Genomic DNA, 19,000 nt, shown 5'->3' with positions numbered 1-19,000 from the left:
GCCCGATCACGTGGTCCGCGCGGCGAACGGCCGGCGGAGCCCCTCGTCAGCCGAAGAGGAGCTGCACCACGTAGAAGCTTCCGGCCGCGACCACGGCCGCCGCCGGCATGGTGATGAACCAGCCGAGGATGATGTTCTTGGCGACGCCCCAGCGCACCGCGTTGACCCGCTTGGTCGCACCCACGCCCATGATCGCGGAGGTGATGACGTGGGTCGTCGAGATCGGCGCGTGGAAGAGGAACGCGGAGCCGAACATGATCGACGCGCCGGTGGTCTCCGCCGCGAAGCCCTGCGGCGGGTCCAGCTCGATGATCTTCCGGCCGAGCGTCCGCATGATGCGCCAGCCGCCCGCGTACGTGCCGAGCGAGAGCATCACGGCACAGGCGATCTTCACCCACACCGGGATGTCGTCGCCGGCCTGCTGCACGTCGGCGATGACCAGGGCCATCACCACGATGCCCATCGTCTTCTGCGCGTCCTGCAGACCGTGGCCCAGCGCCATGCCGGCCGCGGACACCGTCTGCGCGATGCGGAAGCCGCGCTTGGCCTTGTGCGGGTTGGCCTTGCGGAAGATCCAGAGGATCGCGCACATCACCAGGTAACCGGCCACCAGGCCGACCACCGGCGAGATGAACATGGGAATGACGACCTTGTCGAGGACGCCGCCCCAGATGACCTCCGTGCCGCCGGCCAGCGCCGCTCCCACCATGCCGCCGAACAGCGCGTGCGAGGAGGAGGACGGCAGACCGAAGTACCAGGTCACCAGGTTCCAGATGATCGCGCCGACCAGCGCGGCGAAGAGGATGCCCATCCCCTTGTCGCCGTGCGGCGTCTCGATCAGGCCCTCGCTGACCGTCTTCGCGACCCCGCTGCCCATGAAGGCGCCGGCGAGGTTCATGACGGCGGCCATGGCCAGGGCCGCCCGCGGGGTCAGCGCACGCGTCGACACCGAGGTGGCGATCGCGTTGGCCGAGTCGTGGAAGCCGTTGGTATAGGTGAAGCCGAGCGCGACACCGATGGTCACGATCAGAGCAAAGGTGTCCACGAAGCCTCAGGACTCCTTGACCGCGATGGTCTCCACCGTGTTGGCCACGTGCTCGAACGCGTCGGCCGCCTCTTCCAGCACGTCGACGATCTGCTTGAGCTTCAGCACCTCGATGGCGTCGTACTTGCCGTTGAAGAGCGTCGCGAGCAGCTTGCGGTGGATCTGGTCGGCCTGGTTCTCCAGACGGTTGACCTCGATCCAGTACTCGGTGAGGTTGGCCATCGTCCGCAGGTTCGGCATCGCCTCGGCGGTCAGCTCCGCCGCCCGCGCCAGCACCTCGATCTGCTGCTCGACGCCCTTGGGGAGCTCCTCGACGTTGTAGAGGACGACCAGGTCGACGGCCTCCTCCATGAAGTCCATGATGTCGTCGAGGGAGGACGCGAGGTTGTAGATGTCCTCGCGGTCGAACGGCGTGATGAACGAGGAGTTCAGCTGGTGGAAGATGGCATGGGTCGCGTCGTCGCCGGCGTGCTCCGCTGCCCGCATCCGCTCCGCGATCTCGGCCCGGGCGGAAGGCTCCGCTCCGAGCAGTTCCATCAGGAGCTTCGAGCCCGTGACGATGTTGTCCGCGGACGCGGCGAACATGTCGTAGAAGCTCGTCTCCCTGGGGGTCAGACGAAATCGCACGTGAGGTCCTCGGGGTGCTGGGTTTCGGTCAGGCTGATGCTAGGCGCATCATCCGGCCACGGCTAACCGGCGTCTCTCAGTGTCGCCCATCAGGCACAGTGAACTGCACGGGCCCCCGCCCGGACCGGCGGGGATCGGTACCATATACCCACGAGGGGTATACACCCCCTTAATGGACAACGGGAGGACGCCATGACGACCACCGAGGCGGACCAGGTCACCTCCGAGCCCGTCGAGGCCGTCGCGGCCGACCACGAGCACGGCGTGCACGGCTACCACAAGCAGAAGGACGAGCACCTCAAGCGGCTCCGCCGCATCGAGGGCCAGATCCGCGGTCTCCAGCGGATGGTCGACGAGGACGTCTACTGCATCGACATACTCACGCAGGTCTCCGCCTCGACGAAGGCGCTCCAGTCGTTCGCCCTCCAGCTCCTGGAGGAGCACCTGCGGCACTGCGTCGCGGACGCCGCGGCCAGGGGCGGCGAGGGCATCGACGCCAAGGTGGAGGAGGCCACCAAGGCCATCGCCCGCATGATGCGCACCTGAGGCCTCCGCCGCGCTCCTCGGGCGCGCGGCGGCGAGCCGGGCCGCTCCGTCAGAGGTCCTCCACGGCCCGCCCCACCGCCACCCTCAGCACCTCGTCGATCCGGTCCGCGCTGAGCCGCTCCCCGTCCGCGGCCGACGCGGCGATGATCAGCTCGCCGCAGAGCTCGATCTCGGCGAGGGCGACGCAGTCCGGATCTGCGGTCACGGTTGCTGTACCGGGCGGGGCCACGCGCATCCACCTCTTCCTGCCGGCGTCGGTCTCCCAGCGGTCTCCCAGCGTAGGGACGGGGACACGGACCGCGCATGACACGTCCGGGCCATTTGCCGATGGCCCCGTCGGCGGCGGTCCAGGTCAGGCCTTGATCTTCCCGGCGTAGATGTCCCGGCGGTCCGGCAGCGTCACCGTGACGGGGATCCCGAAGCCGTACAGCAGCGTCGTCGACGCGACGGCGACCGTACGGCCCTGGTTGCTGAAGCTGAACTGATGGCGGACCTTCCGCAGCCGCCCCTCGCCGTCGAGGTACGCGTCGAAGGGCACGGTGTCCGTGGTGAACCCTTTCGCCGCCGCGGCCAGCGCGCCCCGGAGCTGCGGCGCGGCGACCCGGGCGGCGTGCGCGATGTCCGCGACGCCCCGGTAGTGGCCGACCTTCACCCCGGCCAGCTCGGTCTCCCCGAGGTACACGACCTGCCGGGCCCCGCGGAGGAGCTCGGCCGCGGCGGCCGGGTCGGTGGCCCCGCCCGTGACGAGGTTCCCGTCGTCGAGGGTGGTGGTGTCCACCCGCACCCACTTGTCGGCGGGCACCCCGGCGCCCCGGTTCTTCATGTAGAGGGCGCCGGGGGTGAGCAGCTCGGTGATCGGCCGGTGCTCACTGGTCCCGGCGGCGTCCTTCGGCAGCACCACCTGGAGCCGGCCGGTGCGGCGCCGGAAGTCGTAGCCTCCCTCGCCGCGGATGGTGACCCTGGTCCCTCCGGCGGCCATCTCCATGGAGGTGCTCGCCTTGGAGGTGCCGGCCCTGGCCAGCGCGTCGGGGGCGTTCCGTACGGCGAGGGCGGGGTCGACCGCGGGCCCCTGCTCCTCGGGGGCGGCGCACCCCGTGGCCCCGACGAGGGAGCCGACCAGGACGGCGGTGACGGCCAGCGTCCCGCTCCCGAGGGCGCCCGGGCGCCCGTACCTCAGCTGCACCACCATCGCCTGCAAACCCCCAACGCCTCACCGCTGTTCGCCCGGGACACGCCCTTCCCCGGACCCTGCGGGCCCTGGGGACACCCGCACCTCATAACGACGGTCGGGGCGAGCCGTCACGCGCAGTACGGTGGTGAGGTGCACGCGCAGTCCTCTCCCCACACCACGACGACGTCGGAGCGCGGCTCGTTCGCGCTGGCCCGCTGCAGCTGCGGCTGGACGGGCCCGGCCCGGAGGTCCCGCGACCGGGCCCGCACGGACGCGGCGGACCATCTGCGGACGGCGGCGGAACCGGAGGCGTAGCCCCGCTCTCCGGCCCGGATCAGGCCGCGAGGTCGTTGTGCCCGGGGCCCTGGGCGGGCCCGCCGATGCGGGGCTCGGGGATGTCGACGGCCTCGGGGTGGCGCGCCGGCTCGGCCCGGCGGGAGCGGACCAGGCCCGCGCAGCGGCGGGAGCGGGCGACGGCGGAGACCACCGGGGTGAGCAGGGCGAGGGCGAGCGGGGCCAGGAGCAGCGCCACGGCCGTCCCGAGGGCGAGGCCGCCGATCACGTCGGTGGGGTAGTGGACCCCCATGTAGACCCGCGCGAAGCCCTCGGCGAGGGCGAGACCGATCGCGGCGAGCCCGAACCGGCGGTGGGCGACGAAGACGCCGACGCCGAGGGCCATCGCCAGGGTGGCGTGATCGCTGACGAAGGAGAAGTCGGTCTTCCCGGCGACGAGGACCTCGAGCCCCTGGTGGTCCCGGAAGGGCCGGGGGCGCTCGACGAAGCCGCGGATGGGGATGTTCACCAGGAGGGCGATGCCGGCGGCCAGCGGGGCCCAGACGAGGCCGGCGACGGCCGAGACGGAGTCGGCGAGGGTGCCGCGGCGGCGCACGCTCCACCAGCACCACAGGACCACGAGGGCCATCGCGAGCATGATCCCGTACTCGCCGACGAACCCCATGACGCGGTCGAACCACGGCGGTGCGGCCTTGGCCAGCCCGTTGATGTCGTAGAGCAGGCTGACATCGGGGTTCGAACCGTCCGATGCGAGTCCAGCCATCTGCTGAGGCCCCTTGCTCTCGTGTCTGTGTGTTCCAACCCCCGTGGTCAGAGCGGTCGGATCGGGAACGAACCGCCTGAGGCACATGTTCCGATCTCTCCGGTGGATCATGCCGACGTTATCGAAGAGTGACGGTTCACCGCAGCTCAGGGCCTGTGCATGACGGAGAGTTCCGGCCATGTCCGGTACGCCCGCGGTGCGCGCACCCGGCCGGCGGCCCGTCCGTAGGGGCCCTGAAGCGGGCGCCCGGCGTGCCGTCCGGCCGTCCGCGGCCGGGCGGTCGACGGTCCGTCTGCTCCGGTCAGGGCTGCGGGAGATGGGTCGGCAGCGCCGCCGCGCCCTCCGCGGTGACCCGGGTCGCCCCGAAGTAGTCCGGGGTGTCGATCCGGTCGAAACGGATCACCGCACCGGTGCGCGGCGCGTCGATCATGTAGCCGCCGCCGACGTAGATGCCGACGTGCCGGATGGCCCGCGAGTTGGTCAGGTCGTCGGAGAAGAAGACCAGGTCCCCCGGGAGCAGCTCCTCGCGCGAGGGGTGCGGACCGGCGTTGTACTGGTCGTTGGCCACGCGCGGCAGCCGGATGCCGACGCTCTCGTACGCGGCCTGGGTGAGCCCGGAACAGTCGAACCGGCCGTTCTGCGCGGCGGTGCCCGTGCCGCCCCAGAGGTACGGGGTGCCGAGCTTCCCCTGCGCGTAGTGGATCGCGCCGGCCGCCTGCCGGGAGGGGTCGACCCGGCCCAGGGGCCGGGCGAAGCTCTTCTCCAGGGACTTGATGATGCGCACGTAGTTCCGGGTCTCGCTGATGGGCGGCACCCCGCCGTGCTTGATGACCCGGTACGCGCCCGCGTTGTACGCGGCCAGCATGTTGCTCGCCGGGTCCCCGGGCACGTTCTTCACGTAGCCGGCGAGCTCGCAGTCGTACGAGGCGGCCGAGGGGATCGCGTCCTCGGGGTCCCAGATGTCCCGGTCGCCGTCCCCGTCGCCGTCCACCCCGTGACTGGCCCAGGTGCCGGGGATGAACTGGGCGATGCCCCGCGCGTCGGCCGAGGAGACGGCCCGCGGGTTCCAGCCGCTCTCCTGGTAGAGCTGGGCGGCGAGCAGGGCCGGGTTGATGGCGGGGCAGAGGTTGCCCCAGCGCTGCACGAGCCCCTGGTAGAGGGCCGGGACCGCGCCCTTGGCGAGCGCCACGTTCCCGTTCGCGCCGTTGCCCGCGCCGCCGGCGAGACCGGCCGCGGCCGAGAACGTGCCGACGACGAGCAGTGCGACGAAGCTCAGGCAGACCCCGAAGGCCCCACCGGCCACCAGCCACGCCTTGCCGGCCCTACGCACCGTCAACCACCCCTCGGCTCATGGCAGTACGCCCCCGGGAGGGAGTCTAGGCGGTGGGCCGCCGACACCGCCCCAAGAGTGCAACAACGACAATCATTGCTCGGAGTCACTCTCCGTGATACACAGAGTGACGATACGCTTCTTTGCATAGAAACCGGCCAGACCGCCGCAGGTCAAGACGGTCAAGTCGGTCAGATGTGCGGGGATCGGGTAAAGAGAGCCGCCAAGCCGTCACACGCGGGCGGTTTCATCAGCGAAGATAGGGCGATGACCCATGCCGTCCGGCAGGGGCGACGAACTACCCATACAGGGGCGGTGAGTTACATGTACCTGGCGGCAGAAAAAGGCGACATCACCACCATCATCGGCGGAATCGCCCCGAACTGGGGCCCCTTCGGCAGCCTGGGCGCCGAGGCCAAGATCATGATCGAGGTGGTGATGGCGGTGGCCATCCTGCTCTGCCTCGGCATCGCCATCTGGGGAGCGGCCAAGCAGCGCATCGGCGCGACCGCCCTCCGCGACACCTTCAGCGCGGAGCAGGGCAAGGGCCTGATCGTGGCCGGACTGACCGGCGTCTTCATCATCGGCTCCCTGGGGACGCTCTTCACCATCGTGTACGGGATGGCGGTCTGACGCCCCGTCGGACGGCGACCTCCTGAGAATGCGCTCCCCAGATGTCCAGCAAGACGAGCAAGACCAGCCATGTTGCAGCACCGCCCGTACTGCCCGTACCGCGAACCAGTGAGGGGGCGTTCCCGGCATGAGTCCCGGTGACGAGCACGACAGCTTCGGCGGCGTGGGCGGCTCGGGCCAGACCCGGACCCGCCTGCCCGAGGGCAACAGCGGCGACGTGTACGGCGGCCCCCGCCGCCCCGTCCGCAGCTCGCGCTCCCTCATCACGGTCGTCGGCGTGGTGGTCCTCCTCGTCGCGGCGATCGCCTTCGCCAACCGCGGCGGCGGCGACCCGACGGACCCGGCCGGCTCCTCCTCCGACACCCCGGGCACCGCGGCCCCCACGGCCGCGACGGGCGTCCGCCCGGTCACGGGCAAGAACGGCCGGATCCCCACGGGCTACACCCAGGACGAACAGGGCGCCCAGAGCGCGGCGACGAACTATGCGGTGGCGCTGGGGTCGGCGGAGATGTTCCAGGACGCCACCCGCGAGGAGATCATCCGCGCCACCCACGATCCGGCCGTCGCCGACGACCTGGTGGCACGTCTGGACACCTCCTACTCGACCGCGTTCCTGACCGGCATCGGACTCGACGCCAACGGCGCCGCGCCCGCGGGCCTCACCTTCGTGTCCCGCACCGTCCCGGTCGGCGCCAAGATCCGCGCGGTCACGGACACCTCCGCCACGGTCGACGTCTGGTGCACCGGCCTGGTCGGCCTGGCCGGCACGGGCTCGACCAAGCCCGTCACGTCCACCTGGTTCACGCTCACCCAGAAGCTCACCTGGGTCGACGGCGACTGGCGGATCGCGTCGTCCAGCCAGAGCGAGGGCCCGACCCCGGTCAACGGCGACAACCGCGCCTCCGTCGCCGACGACATCGCCGAGGCCGTCGAGGGATACGGAGGCTTCACCTATGCCCGCTAGCCGCAGCCTGGTGGGCCGCGTGACGGTCACGCTCGCCGCCGCGTTCCTCGCCGCACCCTTCCTGCCCCTCGCGACGGCTCAGGCGGCGCCCACCCCGACGCCGACCGCGCCGACGCCGTCCCCGAGCGGGGACAGCCGCTGCGAACTCATCGTGGGACAGGCCAGGGAGCTGTGCGAGCAGGGCCAGAACGGCGGCGCCAACACCCCCGCCACCGACCCCACCTCCGCCGTCGACCCCCTCAGCTCCCTCGCCCGAGGCTTCGCCGACGCCGCCATCGCCACCGTCGACTACCTCTCCAAGGCCGTCAAGGAGACCGCCGACGTCGACTTCACCAACACCGAGTTCCTCGGCCGGTACGCGATCGTCTTCGCCGCCTCCACCGTCCTCACCCTGCTCCTCTGGCTCCTCGCCGTCGCCAAGCGCGCCATCCGGGGCGTCCCCCTCACCACCGCGCTCTCCGAGGCGATCGGCTTCCTCTGGCTGACGGTCCTCGCCTCCGCCTTCACCCCCCTGATCCTCTACACCGTCGTCAACGCCACCGACGCCGTCACCGAGGTCATCGCCTCCGGCACCGACCAGCAGACCGACGTCTTCTTCGGCAGCTTCAAGGAGGCCCTCCAGAAGGGCGACAGCATCGGCGGCGGCCCCATCATGCTGATCATCGTCTCCCTGGTGACCGTGATCGCCGCGGGCGTGCTCTACCTGGAGCTGTTCCTCCGCGCCGTCATGCTGTACGTCGGCGCCCTCCTCGGCGTCGTCGTCTACTCCGGCCTCGTCGACAAGAACATGTGGGGCCACGTCCGCCGCTGGGCCGGCATCATGATCGCGATCATCATGGTCAAGCCGGTCATCGTCATCGTCCTCGGCCTCGCCGGCGCCCTCTCCTCCGGAACCGGCCCCGACTCGTTCTCCGCCGTCGTCTCCGGCCTCGCGATCATCCTGCTCGCGATCTTCGCCTCCGCGATGATCTACCGCTTCGTCCCCGGCTTCGGCGACGAGATCGCGGCCTCCCGCAACAACCGCCTCCACCGCGCCGGGGAGAACACGGCCGCCGCCGTCATCTCCTCCCCCGCCTCCCTCGTGTCCCAGGGCATCAAGACCCACAGCGCCCGCGGCGACGGCGGCGGCCAGGGCGCCCAGCCCGCCCGCCCCGCCAACCCCGTGTCCGGCGGCATGGCCGCCCACAGCAGCCGCGGCGGAGGCGGCGGCGCCACTCCCCCACCGTCCCCCCGCAGCAGCAGTCCCACCGCGGGAACCCCGCACAGTAGCCGCAAGAACTCTGGAGGTGCAGGGCGTTGACGACCCAGTCCCAGCCGGTCGCGCCCCGCCGTACGTATCTCGTGGGCCGCGCGCGGCCGAACGCGATCGTCGGCAAGAACCGCGAGACCGGCGAGATCGCCCTGATCATCGTCGGCGCCTTCCTCGGCATGATGAGCGGACTCCTCGTCCCCCTCCTCCCCCTGCGGATCGCCCTCCTCGCCGGCCTCCCGATGCTCGCGATCGCCGCCGTGTACCTCCCGTACAAGCACCGCACGTTCTACAAGTGGTTCGAGATCAACCGCAGCTACAAGCGGATGCTCAAGCGCGGCACGGCCTACCGCTCCGTCGTCTCCGAGGCCGGCACGCGCCTCGACGGCCGCGAGGTCGAGGTCGGCCCGCCGCCCGGCATCGGCCGCGTCGGCTGGCTCGCCGCGCCCTTCGGCCCCGACGAGATCGCCGTCCTCCTGCACGCCGACCGCCGTACCGTCACCGCCGCCATCGAGATCGAGGGTCCCGGCGTCGGCCTGCGCGACAGCGAGGACCAGGAGGCCCTGGTCGACCGCTTCGGCACCCTCCTCAAGCACGTCGCCAACGGCGACGGCTTCGTCACCCGCCTCCAGATGCTGGCGCGCACCCTCCCCGCCGACCCCGACGCCCATGCCAAGGACGTCGGCCAGCGCGGCGACCCGAACGCGCCCGCGTGGCTCATGGAGTCCTACGACCAGCTCCAGTCGATGGTCTCCACCTCCAGCGAGCAGCACCGCGCCTACCTCGTCGCCTGCATGCACTACACGCGCGAACTCGCCGCCGAGGCCAACGCCATGGCCCGCGCCGCCAAGCACGCCTCCGGCGCCCGCAAGCTCGACCGCGACGCCGGCCTCGCCGTCGTCATGGCCCGCGAGCTCACCGACATCTGCGCCCGCCTCGCCGAGGCCGACATCCGCGTCCGCCAGCCCCTCGGCCAGTCCCGGCTCGCCTCCCTCGTGCACTCCATGTACGACCCGGACCACCCCATCGACCACATCCAGGCCATGACCAAGCGGAACGCCTGGCCGGCCGAGCTGGACGCGATGGAGCCGACGTACCTCCAGGCCAAGACCCGCGAGTCCTCCACCCGCGCCCCCTGGTGCCACGCCACCGCCTGGGTGAAGGAGTGGCCGATGACCCCCGTGGGCGTCAACTTCCTCGCCCCGCTGCTCGTCCACACCCCGGACGTCATCCGCACCGTCGCCGTGACCATGGACCTTGAGCCCACCGAGGTCGCCATCGAGCGGATGCTCACCGAGAAGACCAACGACGAGGCCGACGCCAGCCGCGCCGCCAAGATGAACCGCACGGTCGACCCGCGCGACATCGCCGCCCACGGCCGGCTCGACCAGCGGGGTGAAGATCTCGCCAGCGGCGCTGCCGGAGTGAACCTCGTCGGGTACATCACGGTGTCGTCGCGTTCGCCCGAGGCCCTGGCCCGGGACAAGCGCACGATCAGGGCCTCCGCCGGCAAGTCGTATCTGAAGCTGGAGTGGTGCGACCGCGAGCACCACCGGGCCTTTGTGAACACCTTGCCGTTCGCGACCGGCATCCGCCGCTAGGGCCGAAGGGGCACAGACCCATGCGAGATCCGCTGTCCGTCGTCACCGACGCCTTCACCTCCTTCGTCTTCGGCAAGGTGGAGACGACCCGCCTGCCCGTGCGCACCTCCACCGGGCAGGCGCAGGCCGTCTACCTGCCGACCGCCGCCCCCGGCCTGGGCGACTCCGGCGTGATCATCGGCCGCGAGGTCTACAGCGGCAAGGGGTACATCTACGACCCCTTCCAGCTGTACGGGCAGCAGCTCCCCGCCCCTCACTGGCTGGTCCTCGGCGAGTCCGGAAACGGCAAGTCGGCGCTGGAGAAGACGTACGTGCTCCGCCAGCTCCGCTTCCGTGACCGGCAGGTCGTGGTGCTCGACGCGCAGGGCGAGGACGGCGTCGGCGAATGGAACCTCATCGCGCAGGAGCTGGGGATAACCCCCATCCGCCTGGACCCCATGGTCGCCAACGACTCCGGGATCCGCCTCAACCCGCTCGACCCGTCGATCACCACGACCGGTCAGCTCGCGCTGCTGCGGACGATCATCGAGGTGGCCATGGGCCACGGCCTCGACGAGCGCTCCGGCTTCGCGCTCAAGGTCGCGCACGCGTACGTCGTCGAGCACACCACCCACCGCCAGCCGATCCTCACGGACATCGTGGAGCGGCTCCGCCACCCCGAGGCGGAATCCGCCGAGGCGATGAACGTCGACATAGACGACGTACGGGCCTGGGGCCTGGACGTCGCCCTGGTCCTGGACCGGCTGGTCGACGGCGACCTGCGGGGCATGTTCGACGGCCCGACGACCGTCGGCATCGACCTCGACGCGCCCCTGATCGTCTTCGACCTGTCCCACATCGACCGCAACTCCATCGCCATGCCGATCCTCATGGCGATCGTCGGCGTCTGGCTGGAGCACACCTGGATCCGCCCCGACCGGAAGAAGCGCATCTTCCTCGTCGAGGAGGCCTGGCACATCATCAACAGCCCGTTCGTGGCGCAGCTGTTCCAGCGGCTGCTCAAGTTCGGCCGGCGGCTCGGCCTGTCGTTCGTCGCGGTCGTCCACCACCTCTCCGACGTCGTCGACGGAGCGGCGGCGAAGGAGGCCGCCGCGATCCTCAAGATGGCCTCCACCCGGACCATCTACGCCCAGAAGGCGGACGAGGCGCGCAACACGGGCCGGGTCCTCGGCCTGCCCCGCTGGGCGGTCGAGATCATCCCGACCCTCACCCCCGGCATCGCGGTCTGGGACGTCAACGGCAACGTGCAGGTGGTCAAGCACCTCATCACCGAACGGGAACGCCCGCTCGTCTACACCGACCGCGCCATGACGGAGGCCTCGGACCCCACCGGCGATCCGGACCTCGAATGGGAGACGGAGCAGCGCGCGATCCTCATCGAGCAGCAGATGAACGGCAGCTCGCAGTCGACGGTGGCGTAGGTGGAACCGGCACGGAAGGGCGGGGGAGGAATCTCCGACGGGCTGCTGCTCAGCCTGTTCGGCCTCCTCCTCGGCCTCACGGTCCTGGTGTGGACGGCGACCGGCCTGGCGGGGCTCTTCTCCCACGGCGCCTGGCCGCGGGGCGTCGCCTACACGGGCACGCCGGCGGCCCTGCGCTCCCTGGCCACCGCGCCGACGGACCTCGCGGCCGCCTGGCCGACGACCCCGCCGGGACAGCTCTCCGGATACGGCCTGTTCTGGGGCCTGCTGATCGGCGAGGCGATGATCCTCCTCGTCCTCGCGGTCTTCGTCCTGGGCACCGTGGCCCGCTGGCGAGCGGTCCGGGCGAACCGGAGGGCGGGGGTGTACGGGACGGACGAGGCGCCGGCACGGGCCACCCGGGACGGGGCGTACGAGAAGTCCGCACCCGGGAGGCGCGCACCGGGGAGGCCCGCGCACGCGGAACCGTCCCCCGAGGAGCCCGTCCACGGCAGACCGGTACGTGAGACGCCCGCGCACCGCGCCTCCGCACCCGGCGCATCCGCGCACACCCACCCCGAACGCGGCCACCCCGAACACGGCGACCCCACGCACAAGGACTCCCCGCACGACGCGCCCGTCCGCCGCCCGGCCGCTCCCCCGGCCCCCCGCCGCCCGGCGGCCTCGTACGCCCCGGAGCCGCCCACGGCCCCGATCCCCGTGCCCCCCAGCCCCCCGGCGCCGCCCACCCCTGCCCCCGTCCCGGCCCCGACCGCGGACCCCTCCCCGGTCGCCGCCGCCGTCCCCGGCGCCGCGGGCCCCCTCCGCACCCTCTACGGCCCCCCGGACGCCCGCCGCCCGGCAGCCGTCCAGGCCGTCCGGGACGCCGAGGGCCCGGTCCTCGTCGTCACCTCGGACCCCGCCCTCTGGGCCGCGACCAAGGACGCCCGCGGCAAGCTCGGCCCGGTCCTCGTCCACGATCCCGGCCACCTGTGCGACACGCCCGCGCGCCTCCACTGGTCCCCCTCCGAGCACTGCGAGGACCCGGCCGTCGCCGCGGAGCGGGCGGTCGCCCTGCTGGCCCCGGTGCGCCCGCACTCCCGGCTGGACGCGGCCACCGCCGACACCGCGGAGACGCTCCTCCGCTGCTGGCTGCACGCCGCCGCCGTCGACGGACGTCCCTTCCGCCAGGTGCACCGCTGGGCCCAGGGCGCCGGCGCCCACGAGCCGGTACGGATCCTCCGCAGCCACCCCAAGGCGGCCTCCGGTCACGCGGGGCTGCTCGAATCCGCGCTCACCGCGCACCCGGAAAGCCGCCGTACCGCACAGGAACTGACGGCCCGTGCGCTGGCCTCGCTCTCCTCGGTCCACATCCGGGAGGCGTGCACCCCGAATCGAACCGACTCGCTGGCGCTGGCATCTTTCCTCCCCGAAGGGGGCACCCTCTACGTGGTGGGGGAGTCCATCGAGGACCCCCGCACCCACCCCGGCGCGATGCCGCTCCTGACGGCGCTCGCCGCAAGCGTGGTCGAGCACGGCCGCCGCATGGCCGCACGGTCATCCGACGGTCGGCTCGACCCACCACTGACCCTCGTCCTGGACGACGTCGCCGCGGTGGCCCCGCTCCCGCAGCTCCCGGAGCTCCTCGCCGCCGGCCACCGGCAGGGCCTGCCGACCCTGGCCCTGATGCGCTCCCCGGAGCAGGCCCGTTCGCGCTGGCCGGAGAGCCTCCTGACGCCCCGGCTCTGACGCCCCGCCTCCTGGCGAACCCCCGTCTCGCACCACCCCGTCCTGACTCCCCCGCCCCGCCCCTCGTACCGCCCGGGGTCAGACGACCCGGCCCCGCAGGGCGTGCAGATGGGCGCGCGCGGCGTCGGCGGCATGGGTGAACCAGTCGGCGATGACGGCGGTCTCCTCCGGCGTGTACCGGGCGAAGACCTCCTCCAGCCGGGCGTAGAACGGCTGGTAGAGCGCGACGACCCGGGCGGCGGCGTCCGGGTCCGGGACCACGCGGACCCGCCGCCGGTCGGCCGGATCGGGGGCCCGCCGGGCGTATCCGGCCTTCTCCAGCCGGTTGAGCACCCCGGTGACGGCGCCGGTGGTGAGGTTGACGCGTTCGGCCAGGTCTCCGGCCGACAGCGGGTCGTCACCCGCGCCGAGGACGTGTCCGAGACAGGTCAGGTCGGTCACGTTGAGGCCGAGTGCCTGCGCGACCTCCTGCTGGCCGATGAGTCCCAGCGCCACGTACGCGTCCATCCGGTGGATCGCCTCGCCGACGGTGACCGGGGGACGGCTCTTGCCCTCCACGCAGAGACTCCTTAGCATCTAAGTTAATTAGCTCGTGAGATAAATGCTCACGTCGACGCCTTCATCCTGCCTGCCCTGACACCCCCACGGGAGCAACCATGAGTGCCCACGGCGACGTCGATCTCGGCCACACCCTGGCCGGCTGGACCGGAACCACCGTCGCGGGACTGGGCACCGCCGTCGCCGGAGTCGGCCTCTGCCTCGGCCTCTCCCCCGCCCTGTGGCTCGGCGCGGCCCTCGTCGTCCTCGCCGCCGCCACCGCCTGGGCCCTCCACCTGGCGGGCTGGGGCAAGCCCTCCGGCCCGCGCCCCGCCGACCAGTGGGACTGGCGGGTCCGCGACACCACCGCCCGCCGGGGTCACCCCGACTGCCTCGGCTGCCGTCTCGCCGGCCGCCGCACGCCCGCCACCGCACGGGACGCGGCCGCGCCCCGGACCGGCCCCCGGCCGCCTCTGAACCCGACCCCGCCCCACCGCACGGCGACCGCCAGGACCTCCTGACGGCCGGGGCCCCGGCCGACCGACCGGCCCCCCAGGCCCCTAGGAAGCCCGCCGCACCTCGTACTCGACCTCCATCGCCGTCTCGTGCCCCGGCACGCCCACCCGCTGCCCCGTGGCCCCGAAACCGAAGCGACGGTAGAAGGCCGCGGCCCGCGCGTTCTCCTCGTGGACGTAGAGCCGCACCCGCTCGACCGGCTCCTCCAGCGACCAGGACCACTCGATCCCCGCACGGAACAGCGCGTCGACGACGCCGGTCCCCCGCGCCTCCGGCCGCACGTACACCCCCACGATGTGCGTCTGGCCGACCTTCGCCGGCTCCCCGAAACGCACCTCGTCGTCCGGCCGCTCCACCAGCAGCGAGATCGTGCCGACCCACCTCCCGTCCGCGGCCTCGGCCACGAACTGACGCACCTTCCCGCCGCCCGCCGCGGACGCCCCCTCCGTACGCTCCTGCCAGAACGAGTCCGGATGCCGCACCGCCGTCTCGTACGTCTCCAGGAACGCCAGGTGGGCGACCGGATCGCGCAGGGCGGCGAGCCGGATCTCACGGGCGCGCTCCCACTCGTCGGCGCGGATGACACGTATCGAGAAGTCCATGCGCAGATCCTCCGGTCGGCACCACCCCCCTGACAAGGGCTTTTCCGCCCCGTCGTACCCCGGTACCACGCCCCCGCCCCACCTCCCGCCCCAGGTCGGACGAACACCCCCCGCCCGCTCCCTAGCGTCGGAGGCATGATCCGAGCAGAGAACCTCACCAAGCGGTACGGGGACACCACCGTCGTCCACGACCTCAGCTTCACCGTCCGGCCCGGCACCGTCACCGGCTTCCTCGGCCCCAACGGCGCCGGCAAGTCCACCACCCTCCGCATGATCCTCGGCCTCGACGCCCCCACCCGCGGCCACGCCACCGTCGACGGCCTCCCGTACGCCCGCCACGCCGCGCCGCTCACCCGCGTCGGCGCCCTCCTCGAAGCCCGCTCCGTGCACCCCGGCCGCTCGGCCCGCCACCACCTCACCGCCCTCGCCCTCACCCACGGCATCCCGCGCGCCCGCGTCGACCGGGTCCTCACCCTCAGCGGCCTCGCCCACGTCGCCGACAAACGCGTCAAGGGCTTCTCCCTCGGCATGGGCCAGCGGCTCGGGATCGCCGCCGCGCTCCTCGGCGACCCGGCCACCGTCGTCCTCGACGAGCCGGTCAACGGCCTCGACCCCGAGGGCGTGCTCTGGATCCGCACCCTCCTCAAGTCCCTCGCCGCCGAGGGCCGCACCGTCCTCGTCTCCTCCCACCTGATGAGCGAGATGGCCCTCACCGCCGACCACCTCGTCGTCATCGGCAAGGGCCGGCTCCTCGCCGACACCACCGTCGACCGACTCGTCCGCACCGCCGGCGGAGCCTCCGTCAAGGTCGTCACCCCGGAGGCCGACCGGCTGCGGAACCTGCTCCCCGGCGCCGCCATCACGCAGGAGGCCCCCGACACCCTCCTCGTCACCGGCCCGGACGCCCCTGAGATCGGCCGCACGGCCGCCGCCCACGGCCTCCCCCTCCACGAACTCACCCCCAGGGCCCCCTCCCTGGAACAGGCCTTCATGGCCCTCACCCACGACTCCGTCGAATACCAGGGAGCCCCCGCATGACCACCGCGACCCGCGCCACCGCCCCGACCGAGCCGACCCCCGCCACGGCCCCCCGCCTCACCCACGCGCGCGTACTGCGCTCCGAATGGCACAAGCTCCGGACCGTCCGCTCGACCTGGACGACCGTCCTGACCGCCACCGCGCTCGTCCTCGGCGTCGGCCTCCTCATGGGCACCACCTACACCTCCGACGGAGGCGACTCCGACGTCGACACCGTCGTCCTCACCCTCTACGGCAGCCAGCTCGGCGCCATCGCCCTCGCCGTCCTCGGCATCCTGGTCACGGCCGGCGAGTACGCGAACGGCATGATCCGCGCCTCCCTCACCGCCGTCCCCACCCGCCTCCCCCTCCTCGCGGCGAAAGCCGCCGTCTACACCGGCACCGTCCTCGCCCTCACCACCGTCACCAACCTGATCACCTTCCTCACCGCGCAGGTCTTCCTCTCCGACACCGACCAGGCCGCCTCCCTCACCGACGACGGCGTCCTCGCCGCCCTCGTGGGCAACGCCGCCGGCACCACCCTCCTCGGCGTCGTCGCCCTCGGCCTCGGCGCGGCACTCCGCTCCGTCCCCGGCGCGATCGGCGCCTTCGTCGGCGGCGTGATGATCCTCCCCGAGGTCCTCGGGATGCTGCCGTACGAGGCGATGGAGACGGCCGTCCGGTACTTCCCCACCCAGGCCGCCGGCTCCCTCGGCTCCGCCACCCCGCTCCCCGGCGCGGCCGGCCCCGGCACCGCCCTCCTCGCCCTGCTCCTCTGGGCCGCCGCGGCACTCGCGCTCCCCGCACTGTTGCTCAAGCGCCGGGATGTATGAGGAGATGATCACGTGACCACGGAGACGGCACGGGAGACGACCGACGGAACCACCCGCCTCAGCCGCTCCGTCCAGCGGCTGCCGGCAGCGCTGCGGGCCGCCGACGCCCGCCGCCCCTGGGCCTGGGACACCGCCCTGACCCTGTTCTGGACGGCGGCGGCCCTCACGGACGCGGCGGGCGGCTGGCGGAACACCGCCCCCGATCCGTCCGTCCCGTCCTGGCTCGTGATCACCCTCAGCCTGGTCCTCGCCCTCCCGCTGTACGGGCGCCGCCGGCACCCGGCGGCCGTCCTGACCGTGATGGCCTGCGCGGCCCTCGTCAGCGCGGCCTCGGGCGCCTTCCTCCAGGCCGCCTACCTCCAGCTGATCCCCGTCTTCCACCTCGCGCTCACCCGCCGCCCCCGCGCCCTCCTGTGGGCCTTCGCCCTCCTCGTCCCGCCCCTGGTCACCGGCGCGGTCCGCTTCCCCCGGGGCAGCTGGGACCAGCACGTCGTCCCCACCCTGTGGACGTACGCGCTCGTCGCCCTGCTCGGCATCGCGGTCCGCGCCCGCAGGGACCACACGGCCGCCCTGGTCGACCGGGCCCGCCGCCTGGAGATCGAGCGCGACCAGGAGGTCCGGCTCGCCGCGGCGGCCGAACGCACCCGCATCGCCCGGGAGATGCACGACATCATCGGCCACAACCTCTCGGTCATCACGGGCCTCGCGGACGGCGGCCGGTACGCCGCCGCCAGGCACCCCGAGCGCGCGGGGCAGGCCCTCGAAGCCATCGGCACGACGAGCCGGGAGGCCCTCGCCGACCTCCGCCGCCTGCTCGGCGTCCTGCGCGACGACGAGCCGGAGGCGGCCCGCGACCCCCAGCCCACCCTGGCCGACCTCGACGCCCTGATCACCGGCGTACGGAAGGCCGGCCTGCCGGTGCGGCTCGACCGGCACGACTCCCCCACCGCCCGACTCCTCACCCCCGGCGCCCAGCTGACGGTCTACCGGACCGTGCAGGAGGCCCTGACCAACACCCTCAAGCACGCCGGGGAGGGCGCGACGGCCACCGTCCTCCTGGCCTACCCGCCGGGAGAGGTGCGCGTGGAGATCACCGACACGGGAGCCCCGGCCCCCTTCCCCCGTCCGTCCGCCCCGCCCGGCCAGGGACTCACGGGCATGCGTGAACGCGCGGCCCTCTACGACGGCACCCTCGCCTGCGGTCCGCTGCCGACCGGCGGCTGGCGCGTCTCCCTCAGACTCCCCCGGGAGGACTCCCCCTCGTGACGACCGTTCTCATCGCGGACGACCAGCCGATGCAGCGCTTCGGCTTCCGCATGCTGCTGGAGAGCCAGGACGACATGACCGTCGTCGGAGAGGCCTCGAACGGCACCGAGGCGATCCGGCTGGTCGACCGGCACCATCCCGACGTCGTCCTCATGGACATCCGGATGCCGGGTCTCGACGGCATCGAGGCGACCCGGCGGATCGTCGCCACGGGCGCCCGCACCCGCGTCCTGATCGTCACCACCTTCGACCTGGACGAGTACGCGTACGACGGTCTGCGCGCCGGCGCCAGCGGCTTCCTCGTGAAGGACGCCCAGCCGGAGGAGCTCCTCGCCGGCGTCCGCGCGGTCGCGAGCGGCGACGCGGTCGTCGCCCCGAGCCTCACCCGCCGCCTCCTGGACGCCTACATCCACCACCTGCCGGCGTCCCCCACGGCGGATCCGCAGCCGGAGGACCCCCGCCTCGCCTCCCTGACCGAGCGGGAACGGGAGATCCTCACGGTCATCGGCCGGGGCTGGACGAACACCGAGATCGCCGGCCGTCTGCATCTCGCGGAGTCGACGGTGAAGACCCACGTCGGCCGCATCCTGGCGAAGACGGGTGCCCGCGACCGCGTCCAGGCGGTGATCCTGGCGTACGACACCCAGCTGGTCACCCCGTCCTGAACCGCGAAAGGGGCCCGAAAGGGCCCCTCGACCTCACCGGCCCGTAAACGCAGAAAAGCCCCGCACCATGTCGGTGCGGGGCTTTCCCACAATGATCGTTCGGCGGCGTCCTACTCTCCCACAGGGTCCCCCCTGCAGTACCATCGGCGCTGAAAGGCTTAGCTTCCGGGTTCGGAATGTAACCGGGCGTTT

21 protein-coding genes and 1 rRNA gene are annotated in these 19,000 nt (G+C 72.5%); 13 read left to right on the top strand and 9 right to left on the bottom strand.

Going from position 1 to position 19,000, the window contains the following annotated elements; translation table 11 throughout:
* Positions 1 to 46: 46 nt before the first annotated feature.
* The gene (locus ACF09E_RS20660; RefSeq protein WP_361848505.1) at positions 47 to 1,045 is read right to left on the bottom strand and encodes an inorganic phosphate transporter; all 999 of its coding nucleotides are present in this window, start codon (positions 1,043 to 1,045) and stop codon (positions 47 to 49) included.
* Between the two features lie 6 nt (positions 1,046 to 1,051).
* Entirely contained in the window at positions 1,052 to 1,672 is a 621-nt protein-coding gene (locus ACF09E_RS20655) for a DUF47 domain-containing protein (protein WP_015035093.1), read from the bottom strand.
* Positions 1,673 to 1,864: 192 nt separating this feature from the next.
* On the opposite strand from ACF09E_RS20655, the gene ACF09E_RS20650 reads away from it, so the two are divergent.
* The gene (locus ACF09E_RS20650; RefSeq protein WP_392206436.1) at positions 1,865 to 2,218 is read left to right on the top strand and encodes a metal-sensitive transcriptional regulator; all 354 of its coding nucleotides are present in this window, start codon (positions 1,865 to 1,867) and stop codon (positions 2,216 to 2,218) included.
* Between the two features lie 49 nt (positions 2,219 to 2,267).
* On the opposite strand, the gene ACF09E_RS20645 is transcribed toward ACF09E_RS20650, so the two are convergent.
* Together ACF09E_RS20645 and ACF09E_RS20640 are read right to left on the bottom strand one after the other, a co-directional pair.
* Positions 2,268 to 2,453 (bottom strand): hypothetical protein, encoded by a 186-nt coding sequence (locus ACF09E_RS20645; protein WP_361848499.1) that lies wholly within the window; start codon positions 2,451 to 2,453, stop codon positions 2,268 to 2,270.
* A 117-nt stretch (positions 2,454 to 2,570) separates the two neighbouring features.
* The gene (locus tag ACF09E_RS20640; protein WP_392206435.1) at positions 2,571 to 3,407 is read right to left on the bottom strand and encodes a hypothetical protein; all 837 of its coding nucleotides are present in this window, start codon (positions 3,405 to 3,407) and stop codon (positions 2,571 to 2,573) included.
* A 132-nt stretch (positions 3,408 to 3,539) separates the two neighbouring features.
* Here ACF09E_RS20640 and ACF09E_RS20635 point away from each other — a divergent pair, with 132 nt between their 5' ends.
* Complete coding sequence (locus ACF09E_RS20635) at positions 3,540 to 3,704, top strand: hypothetical protein (protein WP_392206434.1); 165 nt, start codon at positions 3,540 to 3,542, stop codon at positions 3,702 to 3,704.
* A gap of 19 nt (positions 3,705 to 3,723) precedes the next feature.
* Here the strand turns inward: ACF09E_RS20635 and ACF09E_RS20630 are convergent, their stop codons facing one another.
* Both ACF09E_RS20630 and ACF09E_RS20625 read right to left on the bottom strand, forming a co-directional pair.
* Positions 3,724 to 4,446: a phosphatase PAP2 family protein gene (locus ACF09E_RS20630; protein ID WP_361848490.1), complete on the bottom strand. Its 723-nt coding sequence runs from the start codon at positions 4,444 to 4,446 to the stop codon at positions 3,724 to 3,726.
* 301 nt (positions 4,447 to 4,747) lie between these two features.
* Positions 4,748 to 5,776 carry an NlpC/P60 family protein gene (locus ACF09E_RS20625; RefSeq protein WP_392046953.1) on the bottom strand — a complete coding sequence of 343 codons (1,029 nt, stop codon included), beginning with the start codon at positions 5,774 to 5,776 and terminating at the stop codon, positions 4,748 to 4,750.
* 324 nt (positions 5,777 to 6,100) lie between these two features.
* Here ACF09E_RS20625 and ACF09E_RS20620 point away from each other — a divergent pair, with 324 nt between their 5' ends.
* From ACF09E_RS20620 to ACF09E_RS20595, 6 genes are all read left to right on the top strand, one after another.
* Positions 6,101 to 6,409, top strand: a complete 309-nt coding sequence (locus tag ACF09E_RS20620) for a hypothetical protein (protein WP_017242359.1) — start codon at positions 6,101 to 6,103, stop codon at positions 6,407 to 6,409.
* A gap of 127 nt (positions 6,410 to 6,536) precedes the next feature.
* On the top strand, positions 6,537 to 7,373 hold the full coding sequence (locus ACF09E_RS20615) for a hypothetical protein (protein ID WP_392206433.1): 837 nt from the start codon (positions 6,537 to 6,539) through the stop codon (positions 7,371 to 7,373).
* On the top strand, positions 7,363 to 8,673 hold the full coding sequence (locus tag ACF09E_RS20610) for a hypothetical protein (RefSeq protein WP_392206432.1): 1,311 nt from the start codon (positions 7,363 to 7,365) through the stop codon (positions 8,671 to 8,673). The genes ACF09E_RS20615 and ACF09E_RS20610 overlap by 11 nt, the downstream gene beginning before the upstream one ends.
* Entirely contained in the window at positions 8,670 to 10,223 is a 1,554-nt protein-coding gene (locus ACF09E_RS20605) for an SCO6880 family protein (RefSeq protein WP_392206431.1), read from the top strand. Before ACF09E_RS20610 ends, ACF09E_RS20605 begins: the two co-directional genes overlap by 4 nt.
* 20 nt (positions 10,224 to 10,243) lie before the next feature.
* The gene (locus ACF09E_RS20600; RefSeq protein ID WP_388792141.1) at positions 10,244 to 11,644 is read left to right on the top strand and encodes an ATP-binding protein; all 1,401 of its coding nucleotides are present in this window, start codon (positions 10,244 to 10,246) and stop codon (positions 11,642 to 11,644) included.
* Positions 11,645 to 13,372, top strand: coding sequence for a type VI secretion protein (locus ACF09E_RS20595; RefSeq protein ID WP_392206430.1), 1,728 nt, complete (start codon positions 11,645 to 11,647; stop codon positions 13,370 to 13,372). It begins immediately after the preceding gene.
* A 78-nt stretch (positions 13,373 to 13,450) separates the two neighbouring features.
* On the opposite strand, the gene ACF09E_RS20590 is transcribed toward ACF09E_RS20595, so the two are convergent.
* Complete coding sequence (locus tag ACF09E_RS20590) at positions 13,451 to 13,930, bottom strand: MarR family transcriptional regulator (RefSeq protein ID WP_361861225.1); 480 nt, start codon at positions 13,928 to 13,930, stop codon at positions 13,451 to 13,453.
* Between the two features lie 98 nt (positions 13,931 to 14,028).
* On the opposite strand from ACF09E_RS20590, the gene ACF09E_RS20585 reads away from it, so the two are divergent.
* On the top strand, positions 14,029 to 14,430 hold the full coding sequence (locus ACF09E_RS20585; protein WP_392206429.1) for an HGxxPAAW family protein: 402 nt from the start codon (positions 14,029 to 14,031) through the stop codon (positions 14,428 to 14,430).
* Between the two features lie 39 nt (positions 14,431 to 14,469).
* Here ACF09E_RS20585 and ACF09E_RS20580 read toward each other — a convergent pair whose 3' ends face one another.
* Positions 14,470 to 15,027 carry a GNAT family N-acetyltransferase gene (locus tag ACF09E_RS20580; protein ID WP_361861231.1) on the bottom strand — a complete coding sequence of 186 codons (558 nt, stop codon included), beginning with the start codon at positions 15,025 to 15,027 and terminating at the stop codon, positions 14,470 to 14,472.
* 135 nt (positions 15,028 to 15,162) lie between these two features.
* Here ACF09E_RS20580 and ACF09E_RS20575 point away from each other — a divergent pair, with 135 nt between their 5' ends.
* Genes ACF09E_RS20575 through ACF09E_RS20560 form a run of 4 tightly spaced genes read left to right on the top strand, consistent with a single transcriptional unit; the run spans position 15,163 to position 18,808 of the window.
* Positions 15,163 to 16,065: an ABC transporter ATP-binding protein gene (locus ACF09E_RS20575; protein WP_392206428.1), complete on the top strand. Its 903-nt coding sequence runs from the start codon at positions 15,163 to 15,165 to the stop codon at positions 16,063 to 16,065.
* Positions 16,062 to 16,877: an ABC transporter permease gene (locus ACF09E_RS20570; protein WP_392206427.1), complete on the top strand. Its 816-nt coding sequence runs from the start codon at positions 16,062 to 16,064 to the stop codon at positions 16,875 to 16,877. Before ACF09E_RS20575 ends, ACF09E_RS20570 begins: the two co-directional genes overlap by 4 nt.
* 12 nt (positions 16,878 to 16,889) lie before the next feature.
* Positions 16,890 to 18,143, top strand: a complete 1,254-nt coding sequence (locus ACF09E_RS20565) for a sensor histidine kinase (protein WP_392206426.1) — start codon at positions 16,890 to 16,892, stop codon at positions 18,141 to 18,143.
* Entirely contained in the window at positions 18,140 to 18,808 is a 669-nt protein-coding gene (locus tag ACF09E_RS20560) for a response regulator (protein WP_388792127.1), read from the top strand. The genes ACF09E_RS20565 and ACF09E_RS20560 overlap by 4 nt, the downstream gene beginning before the upstream one ends.
* Positions 18,809 to 18,905: 97 nt before the next feature.
* Here the strand turns inward: ACF09E_RS20560 and rrf are convergent.
* Positions 18,906 to 19,000: ribosomal RNA gene (gene rrf, locus ACF09E_RS20555) — 5S ribosomal RNA — on the bottom strand; the annotation flags it as partial.

This window comes from Streptomyces sp. NPDC014891, assembly GCF_043081085.1.
Taxonomy (GTDB): domain Bacteria; phylum Actinomycetota; class Actinomycetes; order Streptomycetales; family Streptomycetaceae; genus Streptomyces.
The sequence above is the reverse complement of the archived record's forward strand: the minus strand, read 5'-3'. Positions and strand labels throughout refer to the sequence as shown.